Annotated in this window: 16 protein-coding genes, 3 tRNA genes and 2 rRNA genes; 2 read left to right on the top strand and 19 right to left on the bottom strand. The window is 56.8% G+C overall.

Going from position 1 to position 20,593, the window contains the following annotated elements; genetic code table 11:
• Positions 1-171: 171 nt before the first annotated feature.
• The 3 genes from HMPREF2999_RS00210 to HMPREF2999_RS00200 form a co-directional block, all read right to left on the bottom strand.
• Positions 172-984 (bottom strand): rhomboid family intramembrane serine protease, encoded by an 813-nt coding sequence (locus tag HMPREF2999_RS00210; protein WP_070697683.1) that lies wholly within the window; start codon positions 982-984, stop codon positions 172-174.
• Between the two features lie 57 nt (positions 985-1,041).
• Entirely contained in the window at positions 1,042-1,872 is an 831-nt protein-coding gene (locus tag HMPREF2999_RS00205; protein ID WP_070674174.1) for a rhomboid family intramembrane serine protease, read from the bottom strand.
• 170 nt (positions 1,873-2,042) lie between these two features.
• On the bottom strand, positions 2,043-2,570 hold the full coding sequence (locus HMPREF2999_RS00200) for a peptidylprolyl isomerase (RefSeq protein ID WP_005508008.1): 528 nt from the start codon (positions 2,568-2,570) through the stop codon (positions 2,043-2,045).
• A 173-nt stretch (positions 2,571-2,743) separates the two neighbouring features.
• Between HMPREF2999_RS00200 and HMPREF2999_RS00195 the strand changes: the two genes are divergently transcribed.
• Entirely contained in the window at positions 2,744-3,079 is a 336-nt protein-coding gene (locus HMPREF2999_RS00195; RefSeq protein WP_005504118.1) for a hypothetical protein, read from the top strand.
• A gap of 297 nt (positions 3,080-3,376) precedes the next feature.
• Here HMPREF2999_RS00195 and rrf (HMPREF2999_RS00190) read toward each other — a convergent pair.
• From rrf (HMPREF2999_RS00190) to dnaA, 16 genes are all read right to left on the bottom strand, one after another.
• Positions 3,377-3,493: ribosomal RNA gene (gene rrf, locus HMPREF2999_RS00190) — 5S ribosomal RNA — on the bottom strand.
• Between the two features lie 3 nt (positions 3,494-3,496).
• Positions 3,497-3,569 (bottom strand) — tRNA-Ala (locus HMPREF2999_RS00185).
• A gap of 91 nt (positions 3,570-3,660) precedes the next feature.
• Positions 3,661-4,860, bottom strand: a complete 1,200-nt coding sequence (locus HMPREF2999_RS00180) for an acetamidase (RefSeq protein ID WP_246823045.1) — start codon at positions 4,858-4,860, stop codon at positions 3,661-3,663.
• A 206-nt stretch (positions 4,861-5,066) separates the two neighbouring features.
• On the bottom strand, positions 5,067-5,519 hold the full coding sequence (locus tag HMPREF2999_RS00175) for a DUF3349 domain-containing protein (RefSeq protein WP_049337595.1): 453 nt from the start codon (positions 5,517-5,519) through the stop codon (positions 5,067-5,069).
• Between the two features lie 50 nt (positions 5,520-5,569).
• Positions 5,570-5,875, bottom strand: a complete 306-nt coding sequence (locus HMPREF2999_RS00170; protein ID WP_005504112.1) for a hypothetical protein — start codon at positions 5,873-5,875, stop codon at positions 5,570-5,572.
• Positions 5,876-5,877: 2 nt separating this feature from the next.
• Positions 5,878-7,107, bottom strand: coding sequence for an inorganic phosphate transporter (locus HMPREF2999_RS00165; protein WP_005504110.1), 1,230 nt, complete (start codon positions 7,105-7,107; stop codon positions 5,878-5,880).
• Between the two features lie 590 nt (positions 7,108-7,697).
• Positions 7,698-7,814, bottom strand: a 5S ribosomal RNA gene (gene rrf / locus HMPREF2999_RS00160).
• Between the two features lie 3 nt (positions 7,815-7,817).
• A tRNA-Ala gene (locus HMPREF2999_RS00155) sits at positions 7,818-7,890 on the bottom strand.
• 144 nt (positions 7,891-8,034) lie between these two features.
• A tRNA-Ile gene (locus HMPREF2999_RS00150) sits at positions 8,035-8,108 on the bottom strand.
• Between the two features lie 201 nt (positions 8,109-8,309).
• Complete coding sequence (locus HMPREF2999_RS00145) at positions 8,310-8,906, bottom strand: DUF3566 domain-containing protein (RefSeq protein WP_005504108.1); 597 nt, start codon at positions 8,904-8,906, stop codon at positions 8,310-8,312.
• Positions 8,906-11,536: a DNA gyrase subunit A gene (gene gyrA, locus HMPREF2999_RS00140; RefSeq protein WP_070674171.1), complete on the bottom strand. Its 2,631-nt coding sequence runs from the start codon at positions 11,534-11,536 to the stop codon at positions 8,906-8,908. The genes HMPREF2999_RS00145 and gyrA overlap by 1 nt, the downstream gene beginning before the upstream one ends.
• 79 nt (positions 11,537-11,615) lie before the next feature.
• Complete coding sequence (gyrB, locus tag HMPREF2999_RS00135; RefSeq protein WP_070674168.1) at positions 11,616-13,652, bottom strand: DNA topoisomerase (ATP-hydrolyzing) subunit B; 2,037 nt, start codon at positions 13,650-13,652, stop codon at positions 11,616-11,618.
• Between the two features lie 446 nt (positions 13,653-14,098).
• Positions 14,099-14,794: a DciA family protein gene (locus HMPREF2999_RS00130; RefSeq protein ID WP_070674165.1), complete on the bottom strand. Its 696-nt coding sequence runs from the start codon at positions 14,792-14,794 to the stop codon at positions 14,099-14,101.
• Positions 14,787-16,028 (bottom strand): DNA replication/repair protein RecF, encoded by a 1,242-nt coding sequence (gene recF / locus HMPREF2999_RS00125; RefSeq protein ID WP_070674163.1) that lies wholly within the window; start codon positions 16,026-16,028, stop codon positions 14,787-14,789. The genes HMPREF2999_RS00130 and recF overlap by 8 nt, the downstream gene beginning before the upstream one ends.
• A gap of 192 nt (positions 16,029-16,220) precedes the next feature.
• The gene (dnaN, locus tag HMPREF2999_RS00120) at positions 16,221-17,345 is read right to left on the bottom strand and encodes a DNA polymerase III subunit beta (RefSeq protein ID WP_049349951.1); all 1,125 of its coding nucleotides are present in this window, start codon (positions 17,343-17,345) and stop codon (positions 16,221-16,223) included.
• A 799-nt stretch (positions 17,346-18,144) separates the two neighbouring features.
• Positions 18,145-19,842 carry a chromosomal replication initiator protein DnaA gene (dnaA, locus tag HMPREF2999_RS00115; protein WP_070674160.1) on the bottom strand — a complete coding sequence of 566 codons (1,698 nt, stop codon included), beginning with the start codon at positions 19,840-19,842 and terminating at the stop codon, positions 18,145-18,147.
• Positions 19,843-20,411: 569 nt separating this feature from the next.
• Between dnaA and rpmH the strand changes: the two genes are divergently transcribed.
• Positions 20,412-20,549 carry a 50S ribosomal protein L34 gene (gene rpmH, locus HMPREF2999_RS00110; RefSeq protein ID WP_005504094.1) on the top strand — a complete coding sequence of 46 codons (138 nt, stop codon included), beginning with the start codon at positions 20,412-20,414 and terminating at the stop codon, positions 20,547-20,549.
• The last annotated feature ends 44 nt before the right edge of the window (positions 20,550-20,593 follow it).

Below are 20,593 nucleotides of genomic sequence, written 5' to 3'. Positions count from 1 at the left end.
AACTCTTACACCCATGTAATTCACCCTATGTAATTCGGTTGTTTTAGCCTGTATCCACAGGTTTTTAACATGTACTCACAATCGTGGAATTACACGAATGTAGTTATGCACAGTGTGGAAAACCTCTGTGGATAACCCTTTTCTGCGGCGGATTTCCGCGGGTTTTCGGGTTCAATACCTTCCACTGAGCCACTGCTGCGGGCTTTGCTGCGGCGGCTGAGAGGACTCAGGCTTCTTCACGAACGGGATAATCAGCAGGGTTGCTAGTGCGCCACTGACAAGACCGCCAAAGTGTCCCGCGTGGGAAATATTCGGGTGGAAGAGGCTCTGCACCACACCAATGCCAATGAGCAGAATAAAGAGGCGCGCTGTGTCCTTCTGCCTCCTGAGAAGCAGGATTACGAAGAAGGCACCGTAGAGGCCGTACACACCACCTGAGGCGCCCACGGCACCACGAGAGTAGTCGAAGAGGTACACACTGAGGCCAGCACCCAAGGTAGCGGCCATATATACGAAGAGGAACTTCCAGCGCCCCATCATGCGTTCGAGAGATACACCGAAGATGAAGAGGTAAATCATGTTCCACACCATGTGCATCGGGTCATTCTGCGAGTGCACAAACCCGTGCGTGATCAAGCGATAGTACTCACCATGGTGAACACGGGGACCCGACATCATGCCGAGGTTGTACATCCAACGGAATGGGATGATTAGTTGCAGACCGTACACCACGACGTTAATCAGAATGAGCGTGTACGTAATATGCCAGTGACGGGCGATGAAGGAACGCTTCGGGCTCGAGGCGCCTCCATTGAGGTCACGGTAGCATTCGGGGCAGACTACACCCGCATCCTGTGCCGTCTGGCATTCGCCGCAGATGGTGCGGTTGCAGCGCCCGCACTGGGCGTAGCTGACACGGTCGGGGTGGTTGACGCAGACGGTGGGGCTCTGCCCGTAGCCTGCGTAGTTGGGAAAGTTCTCCACTGACCCTCCAAAGATTTTGTGCCGGATTTTCTGAAGATTTTTCACGTATTTTCAGGCTTAGTACCTGCCGTTTTGCCACTGCTGCGGACTCTGTTGCGGCGGATTCGAGGACTCCGGCTTCTCCACGAACGGGACGAACAGCAGAGTCAGCAGCACACCACCCACAAAACCACCCGCGTGGCATGCGTGGGAAATATTCGACGGGTTCATCAGGCTATAGATGACGTTCACTGCGGTAATCATGGCGAACACTCGTGCAGTGTCCTTCTGCTTCATGATGATCAGCAGGGTCATGAACGAGCCCATGAGGCCGAAAATACCTCCGGAGGCGCCCACCACGCCGGTCCCGGGAGTCAGCACGTACACGCCGAGGGCACCAAAGACGATAGAGCCCAGGTACACGAAGAGGAACTTCCAGCGCCCCATCATGCGCTCAAGGGACACACCGTAGATGAAGAGGTTAATCATGTTCCATACCAGGTGCATCGGGTCATTTTGCGCGTGCAGAAAACCGTAGCTGATGATGCGGTAGTACTCGCCATGCTGGACGTAGGGCCACCAGATCACTCCATGCCTCACCACCCATTCGTTGGGAATAAGCTGCTGCAACCCGTACATCGCGACGGTAATCAGAATGAGCGTGTAGCTAATATGCCAGTGGCGCGCCAGGAACGAGCCTTTTGCCTTCGAACCCTGTGCTTTCGAGCTACCGCCCGTGAGTTCGCGGTAGCAATCGGGGCAGACCATGCCCACATCCAGCGCCACCTGACATTCGCCGCAGACGGTGCGGTTGCAGCGCTTGCACTGGGCGTAGCTAACGCGGTCGGGGTGGTTAACGCAGACGGTAGGGCTCTGCCCGTAGCCTGCGTAGTTGGGAAAGTTCTCCACTGAACCTCCATGGGGTGTGTACCGGATCAACCGGGGTGGTGTGCGGGGACGGCGCGCGTGGGCGTATAAGCGCAGGGGCCCACCGGAAGAATCCTGGCGGGCCCCTGAACTATACGTGTTTTCTCAACACCTTCAGCAGAATGCTCGTATGAGCCTTCTGATGGGGTTTATTAGAGCTTTTCGATGTCGATCGAGGAGATGACAACGTCCTTGACCGGGCGGTCCTGGAAGCCGGTCTCAACGCCCTCAATAGCGTCAACAACCTTCTTGGATGCCTCGTCGGTAACCTCACCGAAGATGGTGTGGCGACCGTTCAGCCAGGGGGTCTCAACGGTGGTGATGAAGAACTGAGAACCGTTGGTGCCGGGGCCTGCGTTAGCCATTGCCAGCAGGTAGGGCTTGGAGAAGGAGAGCTCGGGGTGAATCTCGTCCTTGAACTGGTAGCCGGGGCCACCAACGCCCATGCCCAGGGGGTCACCACCCTGAATCATGAAGTCCTTGATGATGCGGTGGAACACGACGTCCTTGTACAGGGGGGTGTTCATGATTTCACCGGTGCGGGGGTGCTTCCACTGACGGGAGCCGTCAGCGAGGCCGATGAAGTTCTCAACAGTCAGCGGTGCGTGGTTGCCGAAGAGCTCGACGACGATGTCACCGTAGTTAGTGTGGATAGTTGCCTTAGCAGTTGCATTAGTCATGGCTCTATTGTGGCACGGGGCGGCGCTCATTCGCCATCTAACATGTTTTTTCGCCCCGGGCGCACCGTTGGGCGGGCTTTTTGGGCGGGAATTGAATATCCTGAGAGGTGAACACTACGCGCGCGGCGGCGTTTTCTGGCTGCTGGCGCATTTCAACCGATGGAGGTCACCCCATGTTCTGCTGCAAGAAGCGTAAGGCACGCAAGGCTGCTAAGGCTCAGGCTATTGTCTCTTCTCTGGCTGCTGTTGAGTCCGCGCTGGAAGGCAAGACCGCTGAGATGTTCGCTGAGAAGCTGACCGGCAACAAGAAGGCTCTAAAGAAGGCTCGTAAGGCTACCGCAAAGACTGTTCGTGCCGCTGAGAAGGAACTGGCTCGTATTGAGCGTAACGGCGGCAAGCGCCCCCGCAAGGGCCTGGCATTCCTGGGCCTGCTGGTTGCTCTGGGTGTTGCAGGTGCCGCAGCCTACAACGCAGCTCGTCCCGTGGAGGACCCCTGGAAGAACGCATAAGCGCTATTCCCCGCTTTTTCTTCTCTAAAGCGTTCTGAGATAGCTTTCTGAGGCGCCGCTAGCGGCGTAAGAGAGCGCTTTATGTAAGATAGCCGCCCGCCAGAGTTTTACTCTAGTTTTACTCTGGTGGGCGGCTATTATTTGTTCTTTTTTAGGGGAAAGGGAGATAGGAGGCGCTACAGATGCTACAGATAGAGCACTGGATCTCCCCGGATGCACCCTGCGGTATTTCCCTGACATACCCGGATATACAAAGAACCCCATGTCTTTCGACATGGGGTTCTCGGTTCAAAAATAAACCGGCGATGACCTACTCTCCCACACCCACAAAAGTGCAGTACCATCGGCGCGAAGAGTCTTAGCTTCTGGGTTCGGAATGGAACCAGGCGTTTCCCTCTTGCTATAATCACCGGAAAGTGGAGGCGAGGGGACTCGAACCCCTAACCCTCTGCTTGCAAAGCAGATGCGCTACCAATTGCGCCACGCCCCCGCGGTGCTCTACTAGTCTATAACACCTTTTGCGGCTTCACCAAATCCTCAGGCGCATTTTTTTAGTTAGACCCATCACACCTCTGAAGGGTTTAGGTAATCACCTCACCCGGTACTGTCGCCTCCCGCTTCGAAATCGCCTGCAGGGGGCCACTCACTTCCTGCAGATATTTACGAATCGCGGTACGTTGCGCCTCCTTCGCGGACTCCTCCTTCGACTCAGGAGCCGTGAAGCCCAGCTTGAACGCATCCCACTGGCTCGCTGAGGGGTACTTTTCACGAGCATTCCACACCAGCGAGAACGACGCCAAAGTCTTCAGTTCCTTCTTCGTGGCGGCCTTCGACAACACATCAGCGACCGTCGCCACACGCGAAGACTCGGCAACACTCACCGAAATCTTCGACTGCGCACCCGAGGGCAGGCTCAGTGCCTTCTCCGGAGCCAGCTGAATATTCAAGTGAATCTGCTGCACCTGCTCGTTCTTCAAATCCAGCTCAGCCAACGCACGGAAGCGCTTCAACAGGGAATCATAGTTCTCATCAATCACCACGGCGTTCAGGCGCAGCTCATCCGCAAGCAGCCCCACCTGGGCGTAGCTCGCATTAGTTCCCAGCGCTGCGTTAGCGGTCAGCACCTTCAGCCACTGTTCTTCCTTCAGGATCGCCGATTCGTTCACACGCAGCGGGCCCACCGGCGCATCCGTAGCGGTGTTGGCAACGTTCTGCGGGTCATCCGCCGAGTCCACGCCACCGTAGGTGACGCTCAGCCGGTGCAAAGAACCGTAAACGGACAGATTAGTCAGAGCCGTAGCCGCCGCCGCCAAATCGGCCTGTGCCGCCTCCGTGAGGGAGAAAGAACCCACCAAACGCAAATCCTGTTCACTACGCCCCTTACCCACATAGATACGCCCCAGCGACTCAATCTTCAGGTAGCGGGTATCAATATTCTTGCGAACCAGACGCTCACGGCGTGCCAGCAGCTTCTCGTTTGAAACCACCGCCGCCGCATCCTCGCCCAGCACACCGGTGGCAGCAATCTGCGGCATCGCCGCAAGCACCCCTACGGCAGCAACCACGCCGCCGGTCAGAAGCAGGGAACGGCGAGGCACCACGAGGCGGCGCGCCTGCCCAACAATAGCGTCTTTAGCGGCATCGACGCGGATAGATGGAGTCTTAGTAATAGATTCCTCAGCGGCAACGGATACCGCCTCAGAAAAGCCCTGAGAGGCTTCCCGGGTAGAAGTATCGGGAATGTGAGAGTTCTCGGGTTCCAAAGAAGGGGAAGAAGACACAGAATCTCCATGATGCAGGGCGAGCGCAAAGCCCACCAACGGTTTGAGGGGAGTGAAGTCCCTCTAGAATACCGCCCGCACCTATGCGCATGCCGACAACCCGCTACACATCATTCGAAGGGCATAAAGAAAACCTATGGGGTGGACTCAGTCCACCCCATAGGTCACAAACTTCATGAGAGCTCTCAACTCTCACCGCAGGCTATTTAGTTATCCTGCGCAGCCGTAGCGTTCGGAGCCGGAATATTAGCCGATTCAGCAGCCAACTCAGCAATACGGATCTCGCCGGTCGTCGGATCATCGTAGGTCACGTACTCGGTACCGCCAGCCGTAGGCTCAGCGTCCTCGTTCACGTGGTTCTCCGCAATCAGGAAGCCGTGCGCACCCAGAATCTTAGCGACGCGGTCAATATCCTGCGGGGTCGGGGTATGATCCACCACTCGACGAATGTACTCGTTAATGCGCTGGTCGCTCACGTACGCCTCGCCACGAGCAGCACGAGACTGCATGAGCTGGCGAACAACTTCCTGCAGCTGCTCATCGGTCAGACGCATCTTCAAAATAGCCATCACTGCCGCGCGGTCCTGCACCGGAACATCCTTGGGATACCCGACGCTCAGCCAGTCGATTACTCGAGAGATCATGCTCTTATCAGGCATCGAGCCCCTCCTTCGAAGCAGTCATTATATGCAATTTAGTGTTCACGGGATTAGTGGCCTCCACCGGTTACGCCGAAGATATTCCAGCCGAAAGTGTGGTCGATAAAGTCCTTAGCGACCCAGAGAATACCGATGATTACGATTGCTACGATAATAGCAAAAATGCAGAACGCAGCAATCTTCGCCGCCGTTCCCGGAGGCTCAATTTCAACCAGCTTGCCGTCCGCGGTGTACTCGGTACGACCAGCCAGCATACGCAGACCCAGCGCATAGAGCGCCGGAAGGCCCGCACCAAAGAACAAACCGGCAATCAGCACCGGAATAACCTTGTTCACAATGTCAATCAGATATTCCACGACTACGAACCTGCCTTCTCAGTAGCAAGGGTCTGGGCTTCTGCGGATGCCTCAGCGCTGGTGACTGCAGCGCCTTCCTTTTCATCCCAGTCGCCAGTCACGTTCGAAGCGTCAATGTTGTCCTTCTGGGAATGACGCCACATCAGGAAGCAGAAGACTACCAACAAAGCGAACACGGTCATTTCGCCAATGAACTGGGTACCGGTCAGAGCATTCAGGCCGTGACCAATCAGCCAGGTCAGAGCACCCACAATCGCGGCAGCCGGCAGAGTAATCAGCCAAGCAACCACCATGCGGCCAGCAACAGACCAGCGCACCTCAGCACCCTTACGGCCCAGGCCACTACCCAGAATCGAACCGGACGCCACGTGAGTGGTCGACAGAGCCATACCGAAATGGGAAGAGGTCAGAATAATCGCAGCAGATGCACCGTCAGCGGCAACGCCCTGCGGGGTGTCCACCTCAACGATGCCCTTACCGAGGGTGCGGATAATACGCCAACCGCCCAGGTAAGTACCCAGCGCAATAGCAAGCGCGCAGGAAGCCTTCACCCAGAAGGGAATCGCGTCATCGTTGCTCAGGGTACCCGAAGCAACCAGAGCCAGGAAGATCACGCCCATGGTCTTCTGCGCGTCGTTAGTACCGTGCGCCAGAGACATCAGGGATGCGGTCGCAACCTGTCCCTTACGGAAGCCGCCGTGCTTACGGTCATCAGCCACCGGGGCAGCAATACGGTAGACCAGCCAAGTGCCGGTTGCCGCCACAATAGCCGCAATGACGGGGGAGAGGACCGCGGGAACAATAATCTTGGACAGAACGCCCATCCACTGCACGCCGTCAAAGCCGATCGCGACAATAGCCGAACCAATCAGGCCACCAAACAGAGCGTGCGACGAGGAGGAGGGAAGACCCAGAAGCCAGGTCAAAACGTTCCAGAGGATGCCGCCAACCAGGCCAGTAAAGACGATAAGCATCAGCGCCGGGCCGTCCGTTGTTACATCGATACGATCCAGGTTCACGATGCCGCTACCGACCGAGCGTGCCACCTCAACAGAGAGGAACGCGCCGACGAGGTTCAGGGACGCAGACAGCGCCACGGCGGTCTTAGGCTTCAGCGCACCGGTTGCAATGGAGGTTGCCATCGCGTTACCGGTGTCGTGGAAGCCATTCGTAAAGTCGAAGGCGAGCGCGGTCAGCACCACGATCACGAGAATAATGAGTTCTGTAGTCACAAGAAAATTATCTGTCGGTTTTCGCGAAATCTAAAGTATTCCGAATTAACACGAAATAACAGATAAACCCACAGTATTGAGCGGGTTTCCGTGAGGGTTTTACTATAGAGCCCATATTTCAGGGGAAACTCTCCCGATATTCCGCGGAAAAACAGGTGCACCCGACAGAATACTTAAGTTGTTTTATGTGGCTTAAGCGTAGGCGTGGGGGAGAGGGGTGATTATATCCATCAAGAGGCTAAAGTGTGTTCACCAAGTGTTCACTTTCAGGAACCTCCCAGCTTTCTTTTTGTGACACACCTTTATTATTCAGACCTCATTTGGGTCACCAAGCTACCTACACGGGATACTCCTGTGGGTTTTACGGCGCGGGGCTTTCTGCGGAGCACATTCTCCACAGTAGGGGTTTCCTACAGCCGTGCGCATTCGAATATCACGAAGAATTGAATCTATACCCGCGGCGCACGCAGCACATCAGCTTCGCGAGGTATTCGCACCTATTCCCCCGCATCACATCAGCAGATACAACAACTTTGGCGAATACAACAAAAGACCCCATATCTTTCGATACGGGGCCTTTTTCAAAAATAAACCGGCGATGACCTACTCTCCCACACCCACAAAAGTGCAGTACCATCGGCGCGAAGAGTCTTAGCTTCTGGGTTCGGAATGGAACCAGGCGTTTCCCTCTTGCTATAATCACCGGAAAGTGGAGGCGAGGGGACTCGAACCCCTAACCCTCTGCTTGCAAAGCAGATGCGCTACCAATTGCGCCACGCCCCCGTCTCAGCGGAAACCACTGTTTAGTTATTTTTCCAAGCCTTCACGACTTCATTGCTCTGATACTTTTTCAAGACCATCACAGTGACACACGAAAGAACAGCAAGAATCAATAATTTCTTCATTATTGCCTTTCATAGTGTGGAGTGGGCGTACCAAGAATCGAACTTGGGACCTCTTCGTTATCAGCGAAGCGCTCTAACCGTCTGAGCTATACGCCCTCCTTCTGCGGAATTTCTTCCGTAGAACGAGATATAACTATACAGGTGTTTGCAGGTAACACCAAATCGAAAAAGCATGTTCTGCATCACATTTTGATACCGTGGGTTCCCATGCACGCAAAACAGGCGGCATGCAGAACGGGCGGCACCGCCTCCACCAGAGACAGAACCGCCCGCACACAAAGCTCAAAAAGCTACAAACTAGGACTCATCACTCAGAGTCAAGGTCACGCCACCAACCAGCTTCGCAGCCAGGTTGTACAGAATCGCGCCAATCATACCCAGCAGAGTAAAGACCACAGTGTTGACCACAGCAAAAATAGTAGTCACCAAAGCAACCTGACCCAGCGAAATCATCTGCGAAATATCCACAGTGGTCGAACCGGTACCCAGAGAGCTAATCAGCTGGTTCACACCGGTAAACGCGCCAGAAGCCTGCAGGAACAGCCAGAGAATCACCGAAGCCACGACGGTCACGATGCCCAAGGCAATAGACAGCAGGAAGATTAGCTTAGCAACCGACCACGTATCAACCTTCTGAACCACCAGACGCGCGCGACGAATCTTCGAACGCGGCGCCGGACGCACCAACTGACGGCGTGAACCGGTCGGACGCTTAGCGTTTACAGGGCGCTTGCCGGCAGGACGCTTAGCGGTACCGCCAGGACGAGCCTGGCCCGAACGCGACTGAGCCGGGCGACGCGCGCCAGCCTTAGCCGCGCCCGAAGACTTAGATGCGCCAGCCGACGCCGAACGCTGTGCCGACGCAGGAGAGGAGCTCGCGGGAGTGCTGCTCATTAGTTACCTCCAGTAGCGGTGAGATCGGCAGCCGCCGCTTCACCCTCGTTGTCCGTACCGGGCGCCTCAGAAGACTCCGAAGCCTCGGTGTTCTCAGTGGTTTCATCGTCGCTATCATCCAGCTGACGATCCTGGTTGCGTGCAACACCAATAATAGAATCGCCCTTACCGGGCTTTGCAAAGATAACACCCATAGTATCGCGTCCCTTCGCAGGAACCTCATTCACGTTCGAACGAACGACCTTGCCACTGGCCATAACCACCAGCACCTCGTCCTCTTCGTCCACGATGAGGCCACCCACCAGGGCGCCACGATCCTCAACTAGCTTAGCAACCTTAATGCCGAAGCCGTTACGGCCCTGCACGCGGTACTCATCCACGCTCGTACGCTTCGCGTAACCACCCTCAGTGACCACGAAGACGAAGGAGCCCTCAGTAACCACATTCGCAGAAATCAGCTCATCGCCCTCACGGAACTTCATACCGGTCACACCGGAGGTCGAACGACCCATCGGGCGCAACGACGCATCATCAGCGTGGAAGCGCAGCGACATACCGTTACGCGACACCAGCAGAATATCGTCCTTATCCGAAACGGTGAACGCCGAAACAACCTCATCGCCCTCACGCAGGTTAATCGCAATCAGGCCGGCAGTACGGTTCGTATCGTAATCGCTCAGGCGGCTCTTCTTCACCATGCCGCCGCGAGTAGCAAGCACCAGGTACTCAGCATCCTCATAGCTCTTCAGCTCCATGACCTGAGCAATATGCTCACCGCCCTGGAACTCCAGCAGGTTCGCAATGTGCTGACCCTTCGCGTCACGACCGGCCTCCTGCAGCTCGTAACCCTTCGCACGGTACACGCGACCCAGGTTCGTGAAGAACAGAATCCAGCTGTGCGTAGTGGTCACAAAGAAGTGTTCCACCACGTCATCACCGCGTAGCGAGGCACCCTTAATGCCCTTACCGCCGCGGTGCTGGCTACGGTACTGATCACTTCGGGTGCGCTTAATGTAGCCGCCGCGAGTAATCGTGACCACGACCTCTTCCTCGGGGATGAGGTCTTCCATGGACATGTCGCCGTTGTAGCCGTACATAATCTGGGTGCGACGCTCATCGCCGTAGCGGTTCACAATCTCACCCAGCTCCTCAGAGATAATCTCGCGCTGGCGAGTCTCCGAAGCAATAATCGCGTTGTACTCAGCGATCATGCGCATCAGCTCATCGTGGCGATCCTGAATCTTCTGACGCTCCAAAGCAGCCAGACGACGTAGCTGCATGTTCAGAATTGCCTGAGCCTGAGCCTCATCAATCTGCAGGAACTCCATCAGGCCGCTACGCGCCTCATCAGCAGTGGGGGAGCGGCGAATCAGGGCAATAACCTCATCCAGAGCGTCCAGAGCCTTCAGCAGGCCACGCAGGATGTGTGCCTCTTCCTCCGCCTGACGCAGACGGTAACGGGTACGACGAACGATAACGTCCATCTGGTGATCCACCCAGTGGCGCACAAACGCGTCCAGGGACAGGGTGCGCGGCACGCCATCTACAATGGCGAGCATGTTTGCGGAGAAGTTCTCCTGCAGCTGGGTGTGCTTGTACAGGTTGTTCAGCACGACCTTCGGGGAAGCATCGCGCTTGAGCACAATCACCAGACGCTGACCGGTACGACCCGAGGTCTCATCGCGCAGATCGGCGATGCCGGTAACCTTACCGTCCTTGATGAGCTCAGCAATCTTAATCGCCAGGTTATCCGGGTTCGCCTGGTACGGCAGCTCGGTCACCACCAGGCAGGTACGACCGTGGATTTCCTCCACGTTGACCACCGCGCGCATTGTGATAGAGCCACGGCCGGTGCGGTACGCATCCTCAATGCCCTTGGTACCCAGAATCTGCGCGCCGGTCGGGAAGTCCGGGCCCTTAATGCGCGCCATCAGAGCGTTCAGCAGCTCCTCATTGGTGGCGTGCGGATTCTTCAGGAACCACTCCACGCCCTCGGCAACCTCACGCAGGTTATGCGGCGGAATATTGGTCGCCATACCCACAGCAATACCCGAAGAACCGTTGACCAACAGGTTCGGGATGCGCGCGGGCAGAACGGTCGGCTCCAGGGACTTGCCGTCGTAGTTGGGCTGGAAATCAACGGTGTCTTCGTTGATGTCACGCACCATCTCAAGGGCAATGGGAGCCATCTTGGTCTCGGTGTATCGAGGCGCTGCGGCACCGTCGTTACCGGGGGAGCCGAAGTTACCCTGACCCAGAGCCAGCGGGTAACGCATAATCCAGCTCTGAATCAAACGCACCAGGGTATGGTAGATAGCGCTATCGCCGTGGGGGTGGAACTGACCCATCACATCGCCAACCACGCGGGCGCACTTATTGAAGGATCGGTCCGGGCGGTAGCCGCCGTCGTACATCGCGTAAATCACGCGGCGGTGCACAGGCTTGAGGCCGTCACGCACATCCGGCAGGGCGCGGCCAATAATAACCGCCATTGCGTAGTCCAGGTAGGAACGCTGCATTTCGGTCTGCAGGTCCACCTGTTCAATGTGACCGTGGTGGTCTACATTTTCAGCGCCACCGTTGCTGACTACGTCAACCTCAGCGGATTTATTCTGCTGTTCTTCGCTCATTACTTTCTCATTCCTCAATGACTCGCTCGGCTATATAGCTCATTTGACATATTCCATACGGGGCATATGCCGTTTCGGGCTAGATATCGAGGAATCGAATGTCCTTGGCGTTCTGCTGGATAAACTCACGGCGAGCCTCAACGTCCTCGCCCATCAGAACAGAGAAGATCTGGTCAGCAGCAGCTGCATCCTCCATCTTCACCTGAAGCAGGGTACGACGAGCCGGATCCATGGTGGTGTCCCACAGCTCGGTGTAGTCCATCTCGCCCAGACCCTTGTAACGCTGAATACCGTTATCCTTGGGCAGGCGCAGGTTCTTCGCAGCACCACGAGCCAGAGCCTCATCACGCTCAGCGTCCGAGTACACGTAGTCGTGCGGGGCGTTCGACCACTTGATGCGGTACAGCGGCGGCTGAGCCAGATACACGTAGCCAGCCTCAATCAGCGGACGCATGAAGCGGAAGAGCAGAGTCAGCAACAGAGTCGTAATGTGCTGGCCGTCAACGTCCGCGTCCGCCATCAGAACGATCTTGTGGTAGCGTGCCTTCTCAATATCGAAGTCATCACCGATGCCGGTACCAAAAGCGGTAATCATCGCCTGAATCTCGGCATCGGACAGGGCTCGATCCAGACGGGCGCGCTCAACGTTCAGGATCTTACCGCGCAGCGGCAGAATAGCCTGAGTGTTCGGGTTGCGACCCTGAACAGCCGAACCACCCGCGGAGTCACCCTCCACCAGGTAAATCTCAGAGATCGACGGGTCCTTCGAGGAGCAGTCCTTGAGCTTACCGGGCATGGAGCTGGTCTCCAGCAGGCCCTTACGGCGGGTCGTCTCGCGTGCCTTACGGGCTGCAATACGCGCCTGAGCGGCAGTGATTGCGCGGCGCACAATATCCTTCGCCACCGCGGGGTTACGACCGAACCAGTCGCCAAGGTGGTCGTTCACCTCACGCTGGGTGAAGGACTTAGCCTCCGAGTTACCCAGCTTGGTCTTGGTCTGACCCTCGAACTGCGGCTCGGAAATCTTAATCGAAATCACCGCGGTCAGGCCCTCACGCACGTCTTCACCGGTGAGGTTATCGTCCTTATCGCGCAGCAGCTTGTTCTCACGCGCGTAACGGTTCACCAGTGAGGTCAGAGCGGCACGGAAACCCTCTTCGTGAGTACCGCCCTCGTGGGTGTTAATCGTGTTCGCGTACGAGTAGACGGATTCCTTGTAGGCACCGGTCCACTGCATCGCCACTTCCAGGCTCATATTGCGCTCAGTGTCTTCGGCTTCGAAGGAGACAATCTCCTCGTTCACGATGGTCTTCGCGCCTGCGTTGAGGAAGTGTACGTAGTCGAACAGACCGTTGTCGTAACGGTAGGTGACGGTCATGAAACCATCAGCGTTCGCGCGCACGCGGTTGAGGATGTTTTCCTTCTTCTCGCTCTCTTCAGCAACCTCGTCACCGACGAACTTCTCACGCTCATCGGTCAGGGTGATGGTCAGGCCCTTGTTCAGGAACGCCATCTGCTGGAAACGCGCGCGCAGAGTCTCAAAGTCGAACTCGACGGTCTCGAAAATCTCTGGGTCCGGGTAGAAAGTCTGAATGGTACCGGTCTTATCGGACGGTTCACCCTTGCGCAGGGGACCATCCGGCACACCACCGTTGGAGAAAGAAATATGCCATGCGTAACCCTGGCGGTGCACCTCAGTAATCACGCGGGTGGACAGCGCGTTCACCACGGAGATACCCACACCGTGCAGACCACCGGAAACGGAGTAGCCGCCGCCACCGAACTTACCGCCAGCGTGCAGCACGGTCATGACAACCTCAACGGTGGACTTGTGCTCGGTGGGGTGCTCATCCACGGGAATACCGCGGCCGTCATCCTCTACGCGAACAGCACCATCAGCCTGGATGGTCACGTCAATCTTGGAGGCGTAGCCGGCGAGCGCTTCGTCGACCGAGTTATCTACAACCTCGTAGACCAGGTGGTGCAGACCGCGCTCAGTGGTCGAGCCAATGTACATGCCGGGGCGCTTACGAACCGCTTCCAGACCTTCCAGCACGGTAATATCGGATGCACCGTATTCATGCTGCTGTTCAGATGCATTCTGTTCAGATGCCACGAGGCAGAACTCCTTGAGTAGATGATGCAACCGGCGAAGGAAAGCTACGGGCAGCCAAGAGCGGACCCTAGAACACCTCACAGAGGGCACAAGAAAGTGCCTGCACAACCCGCGGTGCCGGTGGTACCCATAGGTGGGCACACTTTACGCATTGTCTCTTTTATTTTACCGAGCAAGAGAGCATAAAACCATCTACAAGCGTCACATATTGAGCTTTTTTGGGCACTACCACCCGCTCAAAAGCCCGCTAAGGCGGCTTAGAGTGCCTCAACCCCCTTTTGAGGTAGGGGATACGGTTCACCACTTCGTGGGGATTGCCGGCGATTCTAAAGCTTTCATAGCGTGCAGAAAATCATGAGGAGCAGAAAAGGGGCACGTTTTATGCAACGTGCCCCAAAATCTCAGTTTTCCCGTCAAAGGTGCTGCAAAGCGGTAACATGATACGCCTACCCGTAGGTGTCGCGTACCCCGCGCATACCGGTGGCACGCCGATAGCCTCGCTGATTCCAGCGTCCGTTGTTCGGACCCAGCACGCGAACCTGAGCCACGACACCATCACCCAGTTCACGGCGGAAAAGTTCGATGAGGTGCCCGTGCATCAGGCGCAACTGAGTCGTCCAGGCGGTAGAGTCGCACTGGACTTCAACAATGGAATTTTCGAAGCTGATGGGGCGGGTGTGCGCCGCAATTTCAGGGCCCACGAGCTCAGCCCAGCGAGCCAGCACGCTAGAGACCGCCACGGGCTCTTTCCAGCCGCGAGAACGGATCAGAGCGCTGACGATGCCGCCAAGGGGTTTGGGATCACGAGAACTCTCTCCGGGGCCGCTATAGCCGCCCATCACGCGGGGGTCCCAGCCCTGCGCTCGCCGTGATTTCTTCTTCGAGGCGGTTCCAGACATGACCGCACCGAAGTCACGCATGATTTTGTTCGCAGAGAAGGCATTGAGGGGCGCCTCGCCGCGCTCTTGAGCCGCCACTCGCATGCGGGTCAGCAGGGCGGAGGGGGCATCCACCTCGTCACGGTAGAACTCACCCACGCCGTCAACCTCGCGCGGGTTTTGAGGCTCCGCAAACTGCGGTTCCGCGAATTCACCGAATGTTTCACGTGAAACATGGTTTTGAGGGTAGACGGGATTACTCATCGCCGCCACCTTCCGCGAGCGCAGAAGCGGTCGAGCTCGACTGCCCCGCAGAGCCAGTGACAGAGTCGGCGGCGGACGGCACATACTCGGCGCGCCCCGCCGTCACCGACACTAGGCGGTAGTCGCCCAGCTCCTCCGGAATATCGCTGAGCACCGCGCAGGTAATCAACACCTGCTCCGCGTCGGCAATCATCGCACCCAGGCGGTGGCGGCGCGCAGAATCAAGCTCCGCGAACACATCATCAAGAATCAGAATCGGCGAAGAACCCGCCGAGGAATCATCCTCAACATGCACGAACCAGGACGCCAACTTCAGCGCCAGCGCAAAAGACCAGCTCTCGCCGTGCGAGGCAAAATGCTTCACCGGCATGCCACCGAGCAACAGGGTAATATCCTCACGATGCGGACCCACCAAAGTCACGCCGCGCTCAATCTCATCGCGCCGACGCTCCGCAAAACCGCGCATCAAAGCCTCCTTGAGGTCCTCAATGCGCATCAGCGCCGCATGCTCGATAGAGCGTTCACCCATGCTCGAAAAAACAGTCGACTCATAATTGAAACCGACCTCTTTAGAGCCATCCGTCAGCCCCGCGTAGGCGCGGCGAAGCTGCGGCAAAAAACGCTGCAACAAACGAAAACGCGCAGAAAGCAGCTGAGCACCCAGAGTCGACAGCTGCTCATCCCATACCGAGAGCGTGCTCAAGGCGTTCTCGTCCCGAGCCTTACGCTGCATGGATTTCAGCAACGAATTACGCTGCCGCAAAATCCGCTCATACTCGCTACGGTACCCGGAAACCACCGGACGCAAAGAGCTCGCCAAATCGTCCACAAAACGACGACGACCGGCGGGATCCCCCTTCACCAATTGCAGATCCTCCGGGGAAAACAGCACCGTGCGGGCAATACCCAGCGCTTCCTTGGCGCGCACCGGCGCGGCACGATTAATGCGCACCCGGTTACTCTGCCCCGGAGCAATCTCAAACTCGGTCACCGTCTGCTGCGAACCGCGCACCGTACGGGTGCGAATATAGGCGCGTGAAGCACCCGCCCGAACCAGCGGCCCGTCATGGCTCACTCGGTGCGAAGAGAGCGACGCCGCATAGTCAATCGCCTCAACAATATTGGTTTTACCCACACCATTCGACCCCAGAAACACCGTAACTCCCGCCGAAAGAGGCAGGCTCAGCAGAGCGTACGTGCGGTAATCCAACAACGAAATATGGTCGATATACACCGGAGCAGCTCCTTTCACGGGGTTTCACATACGGGGTCGCAGGGGTTCACAGCGCCAGCTGGCGGGCACAGTGCGCGGGCCAAAATACTGTGGTTTTTCCGCACGGATGAGCGCAGAAAAAAACAGCGCAACCCCGCACATACCCACGATGCATAGGGCACCGAAAGACGTGCGGGGCGGCAAACACTGAAACTAGTTCGACGGCAGGCGAACCGGCATCAGCAGGTAACGGTAGTTGCGGTCGTCTTCAGCCAGCGGCTCGTCCTGACCGGAAATCACGGCGGGCTTCGGCGCATCGGTGAAGGAGAAACGAACGAACTCAGTACCGAAAACCTTCAAACCGTCCGAAAGGTAGGCGGGGTTGTATGCAACGGTGATGTCATCACCGGACAGGTGCGCCTGCAGAGTCTCGGAAGCCTGAGCCTCATCCCCGCGGCCGGCGTCAATAGCGACCGAACCCTGAGTGAACTTCAGACGCAGGGGAGTGTTGCGCTCCGCCACGAGGGAGATACGGCGAGCAGCCTCAGCCAGGTCGGAGGTGCGAACCACCGCGTGAATCGGGGTCTGCTCGGGGAACAGGGCACGGATGTTGGGGTAGTCGCCGTCCATCAGGACGCTGGTGGTGCGGCGGGTACCCGCTGCGAAGCCGATCAGCTCACCGGCGGCGGGCAGGGCGATAGACAGTTCACCGGAACCGGAGAGGGTGCTACCGACCTCAGAGACGGTCTTAGCCTTCAGCAGCACAGCCGCCTGAACATCGGGGTTACGCGGGTTCCATTTAATCTCGCGCATTGCCAGGCGGTAGCGGTCGGTGGCGAGCAGGGTCATGGTGTCGCCATTGATTTCAACGCGGATACCGGTCAGCAGCGGCAGGGTCTCATCCTTGGACACCGCAATCTGAACCTGCTTGACGGCTTCAGCGAATTCGGCACCGTCCACGGTACCGGAAATTTCGGGAAGCTCAGGAAGCTCGGGGTAGTCCACGACCGGCATACCAGCCAGCTGGAAGTTAGCGGAACGGCAGTGAATACGAATCACGGACTCATCTGCGGTGAACTCGACGGGTGCGTTCGGCAGGGAGCGGCAAATTTCTGCCAGGATCTTGCCGGGAACCAGGCAAACGCCTTCTGCTTCAACATCGGCTGCAATGACCTGGCGGGCGCTGGTCTCGTGATCGAAGCTTGCGATGCTGACCTCACCTGCGGAGGCGGTAATCAGCAGACCGTTGAGTACGGGGGAGGTGGGACGCAGCGGAAGTGAGCGTGCCGTCCAGCCGACTGCTTCGGCAAGGACATCGCGTTCAACGGTGAATTTCATCGAGAAGGCGCCTTTCACGGAAATAGAGAATAGTCTTTGGGCGCACGTAAAGCTTTGGACGATAGAGCCGGAAATACCGCGTGCTCTGATGCGCAGTGAATCTTCCGCGCGCGCGTCTATCCATCCTACCGGATTTTGTAATTACACAGAGACTCGAAGGTCGATCCTGCAGCGAAAAATCGGGTGAGATGAGGCATGTGCGGCCGCTGTATTTTTGTAATTACACAGATAGGCGGAAGGCGCAGTAAATCCGGTCGAAAACAGGTTCGAATTAGGTGATGGTTCGGTGTTGGTTTCTTCTTCAAACCCAACCTTCAAATCCAACCTAAGAGATAGCATGCAGCTATCGATCCAAATCCGCGAAAATCTACATTTTCAATAGGGGCACACAAAAAACCTGAACCAGCTCGGCTGATCGAGCAGAACTACTTGTTATGGGGAGGATTTTTTCTTTAAGTACAGTAGTATTATTAACGCTTGTGGAAACGGTGGAAAACCCCTTCCTTGCCTGCAATGACGCGGAAGTAGCCTGTGGACATTAAGTGGAAGAATTCAGTCAATGCTGAGGATGCATTGTGTATGGATATTTATACATTTCCTCGATTCCACACCTTTTGAATATTCATGCACTTAACGTCCACACGAACGCATGAGTTAAAGCACAGCTTATCCACACCCCGAAAATCCAGTGTTGAGAGTCGCTAAAATCCTCGAATTTAGCCTGAAATCCCCGCCCCGAAGCCTATAAAACACCTAGTCGAGGCGCAAAATAAGCTACGGGACAGGAACAAAAACACATCTAGCCGGCGGCGCGCTGCTCTTGGCGGATCAAATTCGTCAGTTCAGTCACCTGATTGAAAATCGTCTGACGCTCCGCCATTTGCGCGCTCACCTTACGCACCGCGTGCATCACCGTCGTATGGTCGCGGCCGCCCAAATCGTTACCAATACGCGGCAGGGACATCTCGGTTAGCTCACGCAAAAGATACATCGCCACCTGGCGCGCATTCGTGAGCGTACGGGTGCGAGACTTCGACTGCATATCCTCAATGGACACATCAAAATACTTCGCCACCGTCGCCAAAACCAGCGCCGACGTAATCTCCGCACCACCGGTATCAGAGAGCAAATCCTTCAGATAGGTCTCAGCTTCAGCCAGGGTAATAGGCTCCGGCGGCTTCTTCATCGAGGCGGCAGCGCTCGCACGAATCAGAGCGCCCTCCAACTCGCGAATATTGGCCGTGACATGGGAAGCAATGTACTCCATGACGTCATCGCGCACCGGCAAAATCTCGTTCTGAGCCTTCTTCCGCAGAATCGCGATACGAGTCTCCAGCTCCGGAGGCTGCACATCCACATTCAGGCCCGAACCGAAACGCGAACGCATACGCTCAGCAAAACCGGTCAACTGCTTCGGCGGCAAATCAGAGGTAATCACGATCTGCTTCTGGTGGTTGTACAGGGCGTTAAACGTATGGAAGAACTCCTCCATCGTCGCCTCTTTACCCGCCAAAAACTGGATATCGTCAATCAGAAGAACGTCAACATTGCGGTAAATCTGCTTGAACGACGAACCCTCATCATCACGGATTGAGTTAATGAAGTCATTCGTGAACTCCTCAGAATTCACGTAGCGCACCCGCAAATTCGGGTACAGATACTTGGTGTAATGGCCAATCGCGTGCAGCAGGTGGGTCTTACCCAGACCCGAACCGCCGTAGATAAACAGCGGGTTGTAGACAATGCCGGGCTGCTCCGCCACCGCGAAAGCGCTCGCGTGCGCAAAGCGGTTGGACTGACCAATCACGAAGGTGTCGAAGGTATAGTTCGGGTTCAGTCGGGCAGAGCTATCCCAAGTCGGCGCGTTTTCCGGATCTTCATGCGGATGCACCTGCTGGGCCTCCGGTACCGCCGGGGCCTCCGGAACGAAAGTGGGTGCCGGGTACTCGCGAGGCGCCGGCGCACCCGCAACAGGAGCCGCCGGCTGCTGCGCGGAGGGGAATCCGGCACGTTCCGCCTCCAAAGTCTGCAGGGAGGGGCGGGTGACCTGCTCATCGGCGGGCACCTCGTAGTGGTCAGGGCCCGGATGCGGCTCGGTGTAGTACTCAAAAGCGCGCGAACCGGCGGGCGCCTCAGGATGTGCAGAAGCCGTCGCTACCGAAGGGGTGGGCTGGTGCTCGACAGGCACCTCGCGCTCACCATGGAAAACGTCCTGACTTGCAGGTTCAACCGGAATCATCGACTCATTCACATCGAAAAGCGCGGTAGTCGAGGGGCCAAATGCCTCGTGCAGAGCCGCACGGAACGAGGCGCTAATCTGCTCCTCAAAGACCGCACGGGTGAGCTTATTCGGCACCTCAATGATGAGGCGAGAAGAACCCATCAACCCCTGAGGCTGCGCAAGATTCACGAAACCGCGCTGACGTGCCGTCACCGCCGGATCGGCGGCAAGAATGGAGAGCAGATGCGCCCAGCGCGCCTGAAGGGAGTCGGTCATGGAATTCTTTACTTTCACTCGATGTGAAGCGGTGGTGCAGTAAAGAAATCATGCCGGAAACCACCGCGAGGTCATTAAGATTCTACCCGCTTAATACACAGGGAGAGAAAGTTATCCACAAGAGTTTTCCACACGGTGGAAAACTTGTAATTACAGAAGTGGATAAGCGGTGGATTTAAGTGCATAACAGGTCTTCTTCCCTGATATTTAGCGGAAAACTCCAAAAGCTCAAGGGTGTGGATAACTCGCCGATAGTAGGGGGCTTAGATGGGATATGCACCATGGTGAATACCGTACTGCCGTATATATCCCCAGGTTTGCGTCCCAAGAGCACGTAGCGTCTCCACAGCCTGTACACCCGCCGCAATCACCGCCTCCTCACTGCAAACGAGCCCGGAATCACGCGGAAAAAAGCGTCAAGAACTTGATTTACGCCCTCCACTCTTCTAAAGTTGTGCTGTTGTGTGTGCACCGCCTACTGCGAATAGTTGCGGTACCTCCGTGCACCAAGAAGCGTACGGTTCCGATACCCGTGAGGGCACGAACCGCAAAAATCAAGGAGACAAAGTATGAGCAAGCGTACTTTCCAGCCGAACAACCGCCGTCGCGCTAAGAAGCACGGCTTCCGTCTGCGTATGCGTACCCGTGCAGGCCGCGCGATTCTGTCGAGCCGCCGCGGTAAGGGTCGCGCAAAGCTCTCGGCCTAATCACGGCATATAGTTCGCCCGCCGATGCACACGCATCGGCGGGG

Source organism: Rothia sp. HMSC066H02 (genome assembly GCF_001814995.1).
In the GTDB taxonomy this organism is placed as follows: Bacteria; Actinomycetota; Actinomycetes; order Actinomycetales; family Micrococcaceae; genus Rothia; species Rothia mucilaginosa.
Note: the sequence above shows the minus strand (reverse complement) of the source record. Positions and strands in the feature narration are given on the sequence as shown.

Coding starts and splice junctions, on each gene's coding strand:
- dnaN (WP_049349951.1), bottom strand. CDS start 17,345: ATGAAATTCACCGTTGAACGCGATGTCCTTGCCGAAGCAGTCGGCTGG.
- rpmH (WP_005504094.1), top strand. CDS start 20,412: ATGAGCAAGCGTACTTTCCAGCCGAACAACCGCCGTCGCGCTAAGAAG.
- dnaA (WP_070674160.1), bottom strand. CDS start 19,842: ATGACCGACTCCCTTCAGGCGCGCTGGGCGCATCTGCTCTCCATTCTT.
- HMPREF2999_RS00130 (WP_070674165.1), bottom strand. CDS start 14,794: ATGAGTAATCCCGTCTACCCTCAAAACCATGTTTCACGTGAAACATTC.
- HMPREF2999_RS00200 (WP_005508008.1), bottom strand. CDS start 2,570: ATGACTAATGCAACTGCTAAGGCAACTATCCACACTAACTACGGTGAC.
- HMPREF2999_RS00145 (WP_005504108.1), bottom strand. CDS start 8,906: ATGAGCAGCACTCCCGCGAGCTCCTCTCCTGCGTCGGCACAGCGTTCG.
- HMPREF2999_RS00175 (WP_049337595.1), bottom strand. CDS start 5,519: ATGCCTGATAAGAGCATGATCTCTCGAGTAATCGACTGGCTGAGCGTC.
- gyrA (WP_070674171.1), bottom strand. CDS start 11,536: ATGAGCGAAGAACAGCAGAATAAATCCGCTGAGGTTGACGTAGTCAGC.
- HMPREF2999_RS00195 (WP_005504118.1), top strand. CDS start 2,744: ATGTTCTGCTGCAAGAAGCGTAAGGCACGCAAGGCTGCTAAGGCTCAG.